General features: G+C 47.6%; 10 protein-coding genes and 1 other RNA gene. 7 read left to right on the top strand and 4 right to left on the bottom strand.

All coding sequences use genetic code 11. From position 1 onward, the window contains the following. Positions 1 to 35: 35 nt before the first annotated feature. Complete coding sequence (locus N774_RS0104805; RefSeq protein WP_024860149.1) at positions 36 to 2,771, bottom strand: CotH kinase family protein; 2,736 nt, start codon at positions 2,769 to 2,771, stop codon at positions 36 to 38. A 374-nt stretch (positions 2,772 to 3,145) separates the two neighbouring features. After that, positions 3,146 to 4,333 carry an EAL domain-containing protein gene (locus N774_RS0104800; RefSeq protein ID WP_024860148.1) on the bottom strand — a complete coding sequence of 396 codons (1,188 nt, stop codon included), beginning with the start codon at positions 4,331 to 4,333 and terminating at the stop codon, positions 3,146 to 3,148. Between the two features lie 746 nt (positions 4,334 to 5,079). Between N774_RS0104800 and N774_RS0104795 the strand changes: the two genes are divergently transcribed. The 7 genes from N774_RS0104795 to N774_RS0104765 are packed head-to-tail and all read left to right on the top strand — an operon-like array spanning position 5,080 to position 12,764. Beyond that, a complete protein-coding gene (locus tag N774_RS0104795; protein ID WP_024860147.1) occupies positions 5,080 to 5,838 on the top strand; it encodes an EAL domain-containing protein in 759 nt (252 codons plus the stop codon). A 30-nt stretch (positions 5,839 to 5,868) separates the two neighbouring features. Beyond that, positions 5,869 to 6,582 (top strand): hypothetical protein, encoded by a 714-nt coding sequence (locus N774_RS0104790; RefSeq protein WP_024860146.1) that lies wholly within the window; start codon positions 5,869 to 5,871, stop codon positions 6,580 to 6,582. A gap of 20 nt (positions 6,583 to 6,602) precedes the next feature. Further along, entirely contained in the window at positions 6,603 to 7,508 is a 906-nt protein-coding gene (locus N774_RS16870) for a signal peptidase I (protein ID WP_024860145.1), read from the top strand. Positions 7,509 to 7,550: 42 nt separating this feature from the next. Then, the gene (locus tag N774_RS0104780; protein ID WP_024860144.1) at positions 7,551 to 9,122 is read left to right on the top strand and encodes a hypothetical protein; all 1,572 of its coding nucleotides are present in this window, start codon (positions 7,551 to 7,553) and stop codon (positions 9,120 to 9,122) included. Positions 9,123 to 9,148: 26 nt separating this feature from the next. After that, positions 9,149 to 12,103, top strand: coding sequence for a signal peptidase I (locus N774_RS0104775; protein ID WP_024860143.1), 2,955 nt, complete (start codon positions 9,149 to 9,151; stop codon positions 12,101 to 12,103). Beyond that, a complete protein-coding gene (locus N774_RS0104770) occupies positions 12,084 to 12,518 on the top strand; it encodes a hypothetical protein (RefSeq protein ID WP_242836560.1) in 435 nt (144 codons plus the stop codon). The genes N774_RS0104775 and N774_RS0104770 overlap by 20 nt, the downstream gene beginning before the upstream one ends. Before the next feature lie 18 nt (positions 12,519 to 12,536). Further along, positions 12,537 to 12,764 carry a hypothetical protein gene (locus N774_RS0104765; protein ID WP_024860141.1) on the top strand — a complete coding sequence of 76 codons (228 nt, stop codon included), beginning with the start codon at positions 12,537 to 12,539 and terminating at the stop codon, positions 12,762 to 12,764. 93 nt (positions 12,765 to 12,857) lie between these two features. Here N774_RS0104765 and ssrA read toward each other — a convergent pair. After that, positions 12,858 to 13,227, bottom strand: a transfer-messenger RNA (tmRNA) gene (gene ssrA, locus N774_RS18710). Between the two features lie 96 nt (positions 13,228 to 13,323). Next, the gene (locus tag N774_RS0104760) at positions 13,324 to 14,445 is read right to left on the bottom strand and encodes a S66 family peptidase (protein ID WP_024860140.1); all 1,122 of its coding nucleotides are present in this window, start codon (positions 14,443 to 14,445) and stop codon (positions 13,324 to 13,326) included. Between the last annotated feature and the right edge of the window lie 7 nt (positions 14,446 to 14,452).

The following is a 14,452-nucleotide window of genomic DNA, read 5'->3' as shown; positions in this document are numbered from 1 at the left end:
CTGCATTGCAGATTTTTATCGTCACAGCGCTTAGTTTATCTTCCCAGTCTTCCGCCGCCCTGGGGGCCGCCGCCGGGGCCCTGTGGCTGCTGCTCCTGCGGTTTGTCGGTTTCCTGTGGCTTATCCTCAGGCTTTTCCTCGGGTTTATCATTTTCCTGAGGAGTCTCTTCGGGCTCCTCCTCGTCAGATGTTCTCATGCTGCTGAGGAGCTCCCTGCGCATTTCGACCATATCGAATACGTCTAAGATGCCGTCCTCGCAGAGGTCGCCTGCCTTCCAGTTGGCAAGCTCTGTGCTCTTGTCGCCGCCAAGCCATTTCTGCATCATTACGATGTCGGCAACATTGAAGTCACCGTCTGCATTGACGTCGCCGATAACACTGTCTGTTGCGTAGATTGCTTTTACTGTTGCGTTTGAGGTGAGCTTTATTTTTATGCTTTCCGACTTCTCGTCGCCCTCGGTGATAGTTGCACCGCTTATGCTCCAGTGTGAGAACTCCGCGCCCTCATCGGGAGTGATAGAAAGCTCCAGCTCATAATCGCTGTGGTACTTGCCGCTCCACTTTGCAGCATTTCCGAGGTCAAGAGTGTTCAGCTTTATAGTGCCCAGACCTGAGCGGTTTGTAACGGTGAGACTGCGGGCAGCTGAGCTGAGCTTCAGTGCTGACCTTGTGGTGCTCTCGGCATATGTAAATCGCTGAGCGTAGAAGTTGATAATAGTCTGATAAGCGTTGTCAAGTCCGCTGCTGCGAGAGCCGAAACGTTCAAAGGTATCAAGTATCTGCTGCTTGTAGCTGTTCAGGTAGCTCTGAGCCACCGCCTTTGTCTTTTCGGGAGTAAAGTTGTTGTTTGCCATGTCCATGAATGTACGTGCGTACTGCATAGCGAACTCCTCGTTGCTGAGAAGCTTTATGAACATCTGTGCAAACTCTCCGTCCTCGCGGAGCTGTTTCAGACGGCTGTAGCAGTCTGCGTTGGCGGACTTGTCATAGCTGCCGTAAAGCCCCTGTCCCGATTCTGTATCGTAGAGGATAGGTCTCCACTTTCCGTCAGCGTAGGGATTCTCCTCGTCAATAGCGTCGGAGCGCCACATGGAGATATTTCGCTGTGGCCAGTCGGCATTGCACCAGTATATCTGAGCTGCCATATAGTCCATATAGCTTTGGATATCTACCTTTTTGCAGAACTCCTCATAGCTTACCGTGCCGTTTATGACGCCGTTCTGGAGCTGAAGCCAATCCTGTAAGTCCTGCTCTGTGCCTTCGTCAAGCTCGCCGTTCTTGACAATAGCAACGTCGCTCTTTTTGATGCCGTAATGGCTGCTGATGTAGCTGTCGTCTATCTTTTCCATGAGCTGATACAAGCCCCAGTACTCGCCGTCAATGAATACCACACACTCGGTTGCAGCCTGATATGCGAAGCTCCTGTCGGTTATGAGCTCCTGATTTATGCTGTCGCGGAAGAAAGCTGTGCCGTTGTCGTTTCCGCCGTTTCTGAGAACTATGCCCTCATACTTTTTGATAGCCTTGCCGTTCTTTGCCTTGGTAGCCTCGCCGTCAAAGAAGTCGTAATCGAATTCGGGCGTGCCGTAATCCTTGCGAGTGTAGATGTTGAAGCTCTTCTGGGGCAGACTGCGTGAGTAGTTGCCCTTGATACGGATACCCACATTCTGTTCAATGACCTTTTCGCCGTTCTCGAACATGGTGAAGCTTGCGGGACGCTCCCACTCCTTGCCGCGCATGGAGTAATTGGCAATGAGATTCCATGGCTGAACGTTTCTTCCCGCGCCTGTGTTCTCGGTCTCGTAAGCCTTGCCGAGACAGTATATTCCTGTATCATAGTCGAAAAGATTATCGGGGTCTGTGACCAGTGAGATGACTTTCATCTGTGGATAGTAGCCCGAATTTGTCTTGCCGATGAAATATGTCTTTGTAACGGGCTCGCTGATACGACCCTCGCTGTCAACGGAGACAGCACGTATCACAGCAGCCTTGTCTACATTTTCACGGGGCTTCTCAACACCGCTGGGGGCTATATCTGTACGTGCGCTGAGACGGTTTGCTGTATCGGACATGTCCTTAACAGTAATTGGAGATTCGTATTGTTCGGATTCGATAGTTGGATCGCTGCCGTCTGTGGTGTAGTAAACAGTGCAGCCCTCCTCAGCTGTCAGCGTCAGTGTGAAGCTGCTGTCGTAGAATCCGCTGTCCTGTGAGAATACGGGCTGACGAACTGCTGCAGAGCCCTCGGGAGCGGCGTTTTCCTTGTCGGGAGTGGAGCTGAGCTCATAGAACTCTCCGCTGCCGTCTGGGTACTGACCGTAAGAGGTGTCAGTTGCGAGAGCACCGAATGTCATGGTCTGGACTGTGCTGCCCTGCTTGTCAGTGAGGGTGAGGGTCTCGCCTGTAGATGAAAGTCCGAATGACACGATAGAATTGTCGTTTGCACCTGCATCGCTGTCGCAGAATACCATGAGCCTGCCCTTTGCAGGCACCTTTGTACCCTCGGGGAAAGTGTAACGGTAGGGCTCGGCTTCCTTGTCGGAGAATCCCCAGCCCGAGATGTCAGCCTCCTGACTGTCGCTGTTGTAGAGCTCGATCCAGTCGTAGCAGTTGCCGTCTGCTGCCTTGTATGTTGTGTTCTTGGAGCAGACTTCGTTTACAGTCACTTTGCTTGTGTTTTCGGCATTAGCGGGCATAAAGGCTGCCGACTGCATGACAAGCCCAAGGCATAGTATGCCTGCTGCCGCTTTGCGCATAGAAATCTTTTTCATGTTTTCCTCCTGTTTGACTTTATATTTTTTTCAGTGCTTTTTCTCAAAAAATAAATGTGCCTTTTATCTTATGAGCACAGGTAAGGATTTTTATATGTTTTTACTTTTTATATTTATTTATGGTATCTTTTTTTATTATTATAGCACGATAGTAATAGCTTGTCTACTCAAAAATTACGTTTTTTGTTCAAAAAATGCGGAATATTCTTTATTTTATTGCAGTAACGGATTTTTAACATAATATTATCCCTTTATAGTATACGGAGCAGTGAAGTATTTTTCGGGGCTTTATCGCAAAAATTGTCATAGGTACAGCGGGTACCTGAAAAACTGCGAAAAAAAGCCCGCCGAAACGGCGGGCAAAGGGGCTTATATCAATCGGGCAGATTCTCACAGAGAGTTATGGCGATTATGTCCTCGGTGTAACTGCTCTTTACGAAGTAGTCGGTGGTCTCCACCTTGCGGTAGATACCGTCGTCGCCAAGCTGCCTTGTGACAAGGCGTATCTCCTGTGCGCCCTCGTTGTATTTTGCAATGAGGTTCCTTCGGTCAAAGGTGGTGGCGAAGGCTTCACGATCCTTGGGGTGCATGCTGCTCGTACCGTGGACTATGAGCTCGTCGAACACACCAGTTGACGGGCAGGAGGTAGTGGTGAAGTTCTGATACGCCATCATATAGAATGTATTTCTGCTGAGATTTGTGAATATAACAAGGGGATAGCGGCGGAAAACAGCTTCAAGAAGCAGATTTACCGCACTTGCGGGACTCTGGAGCTGGAGTATGTCGGTCGGCTCCTCCACTGCTTTATGTACCATGCATAGGGCGAGGTAGTCCTCCTCGGGCATGGGCTTTGCAAAGAGATAGCCCTGTATCCTGTTGCAGTCGCAGGTCCTGAGAAATCCCAGCTGCTCTTTGGTCTCAACGCCCTCTGCCACAGTTTTCATGTGAAGTCTGTGGGCGAAGCTGAATATACTCTCAAGAACTATGCGCTCTTTTTCGTCCTCGCAGTTGTGGCTGAACAGGGACTTGTCTATTTTCAGCACATCGGCAGGGATATCCTTGACGAACTGGAGTGACGAAAGACCGCTGCCGAAGTCGTCTATAGCCACGGAAAAGCCCGCATTTCTGATAGATACTATCCATTTGAGGATATTATCCTGCTCGCCAACCATAGCGGACTCGGTTATCTCCACCTCGATGAGAGGGTGGGGAAGGTCGTATTTGTCAACAAGAGCGGTGAGCTTCTCGGCGAAATTTTCTTCCTTTATGTGCTTTCGGGAGAAATTGACTGATATAGGGAACTGTGGCATCATGTTCTGCTTTTCCAGTGTTTTGCACACCAGCTCCATAACGTACCAGTCGATCTCCATGATAAGGTCGGATTCCTCAGCTACGGGAATGAAGAAATACGGCGAAATAACAGTGCCGTCGGGCTTTATCCAGCGCACCAGAGCCTCAGCGCATTTCAGCTGAGTGGTCAGCGCGTCGTACTGGGGCTGATAGTAGGCGGTAAGCTCGTTATTTTTTAATGCAGCTCTGATTTCTTCTGCTGAATATGTCATACAGATCTGTCCTTTCATAAAATAGGTGTGACTTCTCATAATACGGAAAACTGTCGCCCCCCTTGATGACAGAGCTCCGTTCCCTTAAAAAACATTTATTGTAATGTATTATATCACAAAAATGCATATATTTCAATAGAGGAGACGCAAAATTTTATGGAAAAGTGCGAAAACATATCAATTATTATTTTTTTACTGCATTCGGAATAAAATTGGTCAGAAAAAAGAAAATAAATATACAATAAGTTATCGTGATTTGCACTTAATCTACAATCACAGTACAATTATTTATGCATAATGCTAAAAAGTTTTTCTGTAATGTGAATAATACAGAAAAATGTTGACATCAAGGGTTAGCTGCGCTATAATGTAATTGTAAACAAAAGGTATAACAGATTTGCAAAGTGTGCTAATGAAAATTCTCATTTTTTTACTCCTCCATTCCAGTTTTTAGAAGCCTTTGGGTATGCTTTATTCCGCTAAGCAGCAGTTTGGCGGGTAAAAATAAGTAGTTTTCATCAATGGCTCATAAAAACCTCTTTAACATGGCGTCCCCCTCTCTTTTCGAGAGGGGGACGTTTTTTCCATTAAATGATTTCGCCGTGAAATTCCCTTATCATACTGCTTTTCGTTAAAAATCACTGCTTTTTTGTTATAATTAATAGTTATTTCATTGACATTGCGCAGTAATTATGGTATAATAAAACAAATATAAAATATATATAATGTAAAAGGAGGGCGGTAATATGGCAGATAAAGGTGTTCAGACCACTGTAGGCGGTTTAAGAGCTGTTGAGCTTAATTACCGCAACATAAGGGAGATAGCAAGCGGTCAGACTGCATTTTACCAGTCCCGTACAATGCTGAATACTCCCAAGCTGGGAGTCCTTTCTCCCGATAAATACCGTGACGTCTGCGAGATGACCAATCAGGCAGACCAGCTTTTCAGGCTTGAACTGGTACAGGCTCTCGAAGCAAACGCCGTTTTCTACGAGCGCGATCTGAATTTCAGCTGGCTTTCGGTCTATCTTCCCGTGCGAATGCTTAGAGAAAAGCGCACCTCGAAGATAGCCACGGAGTACGCGTCACGTCATCAGATACCAACAACACGCATTTGTTTTGAGCTCTCCGAGAAGCTCCTCATGGAGACTGACGAGCAGGTGCCCTCAACGATACAGGTAATGCGCAATCTGGGCTTTCACTTCATGCTTACCAATTTCGGTGCAAGCAACTGTCCGCTCATGCGCCTTTCGGATTTTCCCGTTGATTTCGTAATGCTAAGCCCCGAGGTAACAAATTACATAGGCAGGGGCGAGCGCTCGGACAACGCTGTCAGATCAATAATTTCCTTCGTAAACGATATAGGCTCTGAGCCTGTCGCTGACGGAGTTACAAACAGCCGGCAGGCTGAAACGCTGTATTCATTTGAATGTTCTTACTGCGCAGGAAGCCTTTCGGGAAAGTATATGACGGAACGATATGTCAGAAGGAGATCAGATTCTTGAAAAAATTTATAATGGATTGGAGAGTTCAGTGTGGATAAAAAGGTAGTTGATGTCCTTGAACTCAGAAGAACCGCCAAAGAGGTCAAGCGCCATACGGTATTGATGCGCGTCCTTGGACTGCTTGCGATAATACTTATACTTATTGTCGCCATAGCCTATGGTATATCGTACTTTTACGATAAATTCGGCAGCTTTACGGTCAAGGTCAATAAATACGATATGGTCAAGCAGGGACTTTCGCTTTCGGAAGCTCCCGAGTATGATAAATCTATCGCGGTCCTCAATGCGGATATTGTCTACGATATGACCAATATCAGCGGAGAAGACCTCCCCGAAAATATCGACAAGGTAAACGGAAGCCATAACGGCGATAATTACATCGCCTATACCTTTTATCTGATAAATTCGGGAGACGATACGCTGTCGTATACAGGCGAGATGCTCATTGAAAACGTGACTAAAAACGTTGATGAAGCCGTCAGGGTCGCCGTATATAAAAACGGAGTCAAAACTGTTTACGGCAAGACCAAGTCCAACGGCGGCGGCATGGAGAGCGACTGCGACAGCGAATTCCTGACCTCAAGTGTTGTTATGAGGACTTCTTCGGAGGGATTCAAGGCAAAGGATAAAGACAAATACACAGTCGTGATATGGCTTGAGGGAAATGATCCCGACTGTATCGACGACATTATCGGCGGAACACTAAAGCTGAGTATGAGCTTTAAGATAACTGAATCTACGTAATATAAAGGAGAATTAATAATATGAAAAAGGTACTAAGAGTGACTGCAAACGTACTTGCATGGATCGTGCTTATAATCGCATTCCTTGTCACTATAATAGTTTTCTCATCGGGAAAGAACAACGGCGTTGCCAACATATTCGGATTTATCCCAATGACAGTAGAATCGGACTCAATGAAGCCCACATTCAGCAAGGGCGATCTCATCATCTGTAAGGAGATAGACGACCTGAACAGTCTTAAAGCGGGGGACGTCATCACTTTCTGGACCGTTATTGACGGTAAGAGAGTAAAGAATACCCATAGGATCGTTGAGGTCGAGGATAATGATGGTTCAAGGAACTTCATCACACGAGGCGACAACAACTCCGTAAACGATACATCTCCCGCATATTCGGGCGATCTTATCGGTAAGTGGACAGAGACCAAGATATCGGGAGTTGGAAAGGCGCTCAACTTCATGCGTACAAAGAAGGGCTTCTTCATCTGTATCGTTCTCCCTATGGCACTGTTCTTCCTGTTCGAGCTCTACAAGTTCATCGTTGCTCTTATCGAGGCAAAGCGTCCCGATCCTGCGGAGCAGCTGGACGAGGAGGAGATCAAAAGACGTGCTATCGAGGAGTACCTTGCAAGCAAGGGCGAATCCGCCGAAGCTGCGGCAGCAAAGGCTTCCGAGCCTGTTAGCAGTGCAGCAGGCAAGGCTGCCGAAAACCTTGAAGAGGCTAAAAAAGAGGCAGTTGAAAAGTTTGAAGACGTAAAGGATAAGGCTGAAAAGCTTATTGAAGAAGCAAAGAATGAAACAGCAGAAAAGATAGAAGAGACAGCAGAAAAAACAGCCGATAACGCCAAAAATATTGCAGAAAATGCGGCGGAGACCGCTGAGTCTGTCGCAGAGGCAGCAGAAAAAACAGGTGAAGCTGCTGAGTAATATGCGATATAGGGGAAAGCATTTGACTTTCGGAGTATATCTATGAATGAATTTCTGAAATGGTTTTTTGCTTTTATTTCCGAGATGCTGAAAGGCTATGCGGACATCGTAAAGGGCTTCGGACACGGAATAAAGCAGATATTCAATATCAAAAACTATATAAATATCTTTAAAGAGCATTCCCAGGATTACAGCGCTCTCAGCTGGGTCCTGTCCATACTCGCCATCATCATAGTCATAGCTATCTATGTGCTCATATTTATGATGATATTCCTCGGAATAAGGAAGTATATCCGCTTCCGCCATTCTCTGGTCAGCAACGAGGATCTTCTTGAGGAGATATCGGAGCTCCAGCGAAAGGTGCTGAAGATGACCAAGGAAAAGGACGAGATCATGGCTATGAAGGTGGCTCAGATGGGACTTCCCGCAGGCTCGGGAGCTCTTTCCCTTGCGGACGGCACTATGACTGCCGAGGGGGAGGGCGGAGAAGCAGCTGCTCCTGCTGTTGTTGAGAGCGGTGTTGTGCAGACCACAGAGCACAGATTCTCCAAGCTCATCGAGGTGGATACCTTCTACAAGACCTATACTCCTCCCGAGTATGATAACGAGATAGATCTTCCAAGCATTTGCGAGAACTTCCGCAATTTTGCCTGCTCGAGAATGCATCTTTATTACGAGCCCAAGATCATATGGCTCTTCCTTGCTGGTATGGCTTCCACCAAGCTCATTATCCTGCAGGGTATCTCAGGTACAGGTAAGACCTCGCTTCCATACTCATTCGGTAAGTTCTTACAGGTCGATACCACCATTGCTTCCGTTCAGCCGTCATGGCGTGACAGAACGGAGCTCTTCGGATACTTCAATGAATTTACCAAGAACTTCAACGAGACGGAAGTCCTCAAGAGAATATATGCTTCGGGCTATAACAACGATGTAAACCTCATCCTCCTCGATGAGATGAACATCGCCCGTGTTGAGTACTACTTCGCGGAAATGCTCTCCATTCTCGAAATGCCAAATGCTGACGAGTGGGAGCTTGACATCGTTCCGAATGTATGGAGCACCGACCCTGTGAACCTTGACAAGGGCAAGATACGTATCCCGCAGAATATCTGGTACGTAGGTACTGCTAATAACGACGACTCTACCTTTGCTATTTCCGATAAGGTATACGACCGTGCGCAGCCTATCAACCTTGACAGCAAGGGCGTTGCCTTTGACGCTCCCGATACACCGCCTATGAATCTGGGCTTTGAGCATCTTGACAAGCTGTTCAGAGAGGCATTCGACAAGTATCCTATCTCACAGGAAAATCTCAAGAAGATACAGCAGCTTGACCTCTGGGTAATAGAAAAGCTGAGAGTTGCCTTCGGTAACCGTATCCTCAAGCAGATGAACCTCTTTGTTCCCGTATATGTAGCCTGCGGCGGCGACGAGCTGGACGGCATCGACTACATACTGGCTACAAAGATATTCCGAAAGTTCGAGTCACTCAACCTTGCTATGCTGAGAGAGGAGCTCCGCGAGCTCTGCGCTTACATGACAAAGACCTTCGGTAAAAACAAGATGAACGAATCTATAGCTTATCTCGAAAGACTCCAGAAGCTGTTCTGATTCGGATAAAGAGCAGGTGAGAACAAGTGAACGATTTATACAGGAAATGGTACGATCAGTTTGAGATACTTACCGAAGTATTCGACGGTGATGAGCTATATCAGGCACTTGATTCTCTGCTGAATTCCAGCCGCAATACCTTCGCTTTCAACAGGAAGATAATGGAGAAGGCCATAGACGTATCATGGGTAGAGGCTATCGAAAAGGGTATCCTCCATGTGGACAATTTCCTGAGAAATCCGCGGCGTACCATTGAGGACGTGGAAGAGATTGTGCCCATTGCGCTGTCGAGAAAGACTACGGTAGAATCGGTAAAGCATCTTGCACAGCATACCGACCTTATACAGAGCATTGACAAAAAAACGGGAAAGATAACTCCCTCGAAGATACTCAACGTCCATAAGGAAGAAAGCCTTATGACGTATGAGAATAAATTCGTAAATACACTGGTAGACCGACTTTACATATTCATAAACACAAGATATGAGAAGCTTGCGCAGGTGTCCCGCGACGAAGAGGTGTTCACTCTCGGCTACGACACCGAGGTGGACGACGGCGCAGGCGGAAAAATGAAGATAGACGTAAAGATCGAAACGGTGGACAGCCTCGATTCCTATGACGCCAACGGATATACCGTATGGCAGCGAGTGGAAAAGCTGAAAACAGCCATTGAGGGCTACAAGGGTTCGGAGCTCTGCCGAACTCTCGGCAATACATATATCCGTCCGCCGGTAATGCGAACCAATGCTATCATGAAAAACGTAGACCTTAAAGCCTGTCTTACTCTATGGCAGTACATAGAGAGCTACGACAAGGTGGGCTACGAGATAAACGTGCAGAATACGGCTATGCAGCCTCAGGCGGAGTACGTTGACGACTTCTACAAGCTGGTTGTGCTGAATCTTCTGCTCTTCCGTACTTATAATAACAATGACAGTACGGACAAGATGAAAGAGCTGAAAACAAGTACCTCAAAGCCTCTGGCGCCGAAGTTCATCAAGAAGTTCGACAAGGAGCTGGCTGCGGACTACAGCGTATCCTCCGAGACTACGGCAGGATATATTGCCGCTGAGGGTACGTTCAGATTTGAAAAGCGACTGCCTGTTGACCTTAATGTAATGTTCGAGCAGCTCTCGGAGGTCATAAAGATCGAGACGGCGTATCTTGCCGAGCTTGAACAGACAAGGCAGGAGGAAGAAAAGCGACGGCAGGAGGAAGAAGCAAGACTTGCCGAGCAGAAGCGTATCGAGGAAGCAAGGCTTGCAGAGCTGGAGCGTATCCGTATCGAAAAGGAAGAGGAAGAACGCAGAGTTCAGGAAATGCTGGAGAAAAAACGCGCCGAGCAGGAAGCAGAGGAGCGGGAACGCCAGCGGCTGGAGGAAGAGCGTCTTGCCCGTCTGGAAGAGATGCGGCTGCGTGAAGAAGAAAAGCGCCTGAAACGCGAGGAAGAAGAGCGTATCGCTGCCGAGCGTGAGCGCATCAGGCAGAATAAGGAAATGGCTCGTAACGAGCTGGGCGAGGCTGAGGGCCTTGACGAAGAGGCTCTCCAGACCAAGGAGCCCGACGAGTCAGAGCTTGAAAAGCAGGCTTACAGTGAGGTCACCGAAGAGGAGATCGCTGAGGTCAAGGCTGAAATGGACGAGAACGGCGATGAGGAAGCCTTTGAGGATCCGAGAGCTGTTGCGGCGCGAAAGAAGCTGGAGCAGCAGAGACTGGAAAAGGAAAGAGCCGAGGCAGAACGGGCTCAGCGTCTCAAAGCCGAAAGAAAACGTCTGGAAAGCAAGCCTTTCAAGGAGATATACCGCGAATATTCGTGGAATCCCATATACGTTCTCATAAGACTGATAAAGCACCTGCTGGCAGTTGTATTCGGTATCGTGCCCGAGGATACGGATAATCCAAGGTACAGACAGATACTTGCCGACAGGAAGAAAAAACAGGAGCTCAAGGAGCAGGAAAAGCAGCAGCGTCAGGATATGGAGGTGTACTACAAGAAGTACGCCCGCAGTCCGAAATACGACATAATGCGATTCATCGGCGATATGAAGTTCAAGCGCAAGAAGCGCAAGGCTGACAGGAACAAGCCGAGACCTGCATATACTCCGCCTAAGAGAACTCCCGAGGAGCAGAAGGCTATCGACCTTGAGATGAAGAGACTCTACAGAGAGTACCGCGTAAGCGTCATCAGGAAGATCAGCCGTGCTGTCCAGGAGCGCAAAAATGACAAGCTGGAGATCGAAAAGAGTATCCGCGAAAGCGAAGCAAGCATCAGCAATGAGGATATCAAGGATACTGAAAAGGAGGATAACTCCAATAGGATATCCAATATAATAGTTATTGTCATAACGGCGATCGCTCTTGCATTCGTAATATACGTAATGGCTTGCTCGGCACAGGGCAAGGCAGTAAAGGTATTCGGCAAAAGCGTGCTGAAGGTAGTCACAGGAAGTATGGAGCCTTCGATACACGTGGGCGATTATATAGTCGTGGAAAAGACCGATACCGACGCTCTCTCGGAGGGCGATATAATCTCCTTCTATTCGGAGCAGAGCGATATACGCGGACTTCTCGTTACTCACAGGATAGTGGGTAAGAACGATGACGGAAGCTACATTACAAAGGGCGACGCAAATCCTGTTTCCGATACCGTAAGTGTTCCGCAGGACAAGATAGTCGGAAAATACACAGGCAAGGCGAGGTTCTTCATATGGGTGAACTCCTTTATGGACGTAAAGAAGCTTCTGCTGCTTCTGGTAGTGATACCGATGCTGTTTATCTCAATGTATGAGGCAAAGACAGTGGTGAAGATAGGCAGAGAGGCTGCGGAAAAGGAGAAGCTCACTCCCGAAGAAAAGCGGAATGCTGCAATGCGTGAAGCTATCGAAAAGGAGAAGAAACGTCTTGAAGAGATAGGATACGATCCTGAAAACGAGGTGAAGACGATTGAATCAAGAGAAACTGATGAAAAGGAGAATGATTAGTGCGATCATACTCTTTCTGATAACATTCATAGCTCTTCTTGTATTCATCGCACTTTACATTGACGAGACCAAGAGAATACAGGAAACATACCGCAAGCAGTACAGGACGAATCTTACCAAGGTCATCACGGATATTGATTCCTATACAAACGGCGAGGGCGATCTGGAGCTGAGGTATATGCGTATAGTCAGCGATATGAGCGCTGCCAATTCGTTTAAGTTCCTTATTGATTCTTCCGAGGAAGAAAAAAAGGCAATAAACGAAATAACTACCTGCCTTATGAAGTATCCCGAACAGATGAAGAACAAGCTTGAAGAAATGAAAACGGCTCTCAGCGATGTTATTGACGGTCTGGACAAGGGCTACGATGAGGTATCGGCTGTTGTGGAAGCAGTCGATAAACAGGGAAATTGATGCAGAGGAGGTTTTATCATGGGCGAAAAAAGACGTCTTAAAAAAGAAATAAAGCTCTGCATGAGCACTATAAAAGAGATCGAGCGAAAGCGTTCACGTTCTCAGTCGGCGCTGGTACAGGCAATTCTTTTGCAGGAGCAGCCTGATGAAATGGACGTAGAGTGGTTCAACAAGTATACGGGCGAGATAACCGCCTGCCGTAACCACATGATAGAGCTCCAGAAGAAGCTGAAATCGCTTGGATAAAAAATACGGACGTTCCCAAATACGGGGACGTCCGTTTTGTTTGATAATATTGATAATATTACAGCCCCTTGGCGTGAGCCAAGAGGCAGCTTGGAATGGAGGCGAGGAGAATTGAACTCCTGTCCGAAAGCCCATTCATGCAACTTTCTACGAGCGTATTTTACCTATTATGATTCCCTGCAATTACCGCCGATAAACGGGCTGTTATCACAGGTAGTCCGTATACAACTGACGGACACGGACACTTCCGTCAATCGTTCACCGCTCATCGATGCCCAAGCGAGAGCCGCGGTACTCCCTCGGTGGACAGAAGCTGACTTAAGCAGCTACCAGTTCGCTATTTCTAGAAACTGTAATGTTATTTCTTGCGTTTATATTTAAACGTGGCACAGGTTATGGAGATCATGCCGTTCTCCGCTCGCTTATCACACTTCAAGACCCCCGTCGAAACCTTTACGCCCCCATAATTATGAGGGTAGAGGTTGGAAGCTGAAATGCTTCTTATAGTATTATACACTGTTTGCAGAGGTTTGTCAACTGCAAACAGTGTCGATATCTGTTACAGCAGGGTGATCTCCTGCTTTTCTGCGTCAACATGAGCCATAGCTCCGTAGGGGAGGATAGCTCTCGGTGCTGAGTGACCGAAGTTGACATTATAAAGTATGGGGAGCTTACTGTTATCCACGGCCTCCCGCCATACAGACTTGTATTCATCGTAGTATTTCTCGTTCATGGGCTTTCCTATGATAATACCGTTTATGCTGCCGAAAACTCCCTCTGCTCTGAGTACTTCAAGGTATTCCCTCAGCATTTCGGGTGTGGGCATTACCTCGCTTGTCTCGGCGAAGAGTATCTTGCCCCGCCATTCCTCAGCAGTTGGGAAGATGTTGTATCTTCTTGTGATCTCGCTTTGGTTTGCGAGGTCCTCTTTTAGCCGGGGGCATTTCTCAAATTCTTCCGCAAGCAGCTCACCATAGCGCTCGGCATTGCCTGTCATGAGCATTTCGCCCATGCTGTCTATACAGCCGCCCAACAGCTCGCCCTCGAATACGGGAGCGCCCTGCAAAAGCTCATAGCCGTGTTCTTCCTTATGGGATACAGGTGTAGTTCCCACAGCTGCTGCGGAGAAGTCGGTCCTCTCCTCATACCACACATCTGAGGGAGTTATCCTCCTGCCGTGATATGGCTTGAAACAGCTCTCAAACTGTGCCTTTGAGTAGGGGAGCATATCTCCCGAAAGCTCCGCCAAGTCACACATGAAAGCCTGACCGTAGAAAGTCTGCAAGCCCAGTCGGTGGAACATAAAGTGGTTATTGGTGGTATCGGAAAAGCCGAGGAAGAACTTAGGGTGCTGTCGAACAGCATTTATGAACTCCTCGTCCTCCATAAGATATGGGAATGTGCGGAATGTCTCAATGCCGCCTATGGAAGTGATGATGCCCTTTACGGAGTCATCGAGAAAGGCGGATTTAAGGTCTGCGGCACGGGCTTCGGGGTGGGACATGATGTAGTCCGTACCCATGAGAGCGTGCTCTGTGAAAACGGGTTCAAGACCGAATTCGCGGAGCTTCTTCAAGCCCAGCTCTTTTTCGTGAGCGCAGTAGGGTTCGCCGATAATTCCGCTTGAAAGACATATGACAGCGACCTTATCGCCTTTTTTCAGCGGCTGCGGGTATATCATAGGGAAG

The organism is Ruminococcus flavefaciens AE3010, assembly GCF_000526795.1.
Classification (GTDB): domain Bacteria; phylum Bacillota; class Clostridia; order Oscillospirales; family Ruminococcaceae; genus Ruminococcus; species Ruminococcus flavefaciens_D.
Note: the sequence above shows the minus strand (reverse complement) of the source record. Positions and strands in the feature narration are given on the sequence as shown.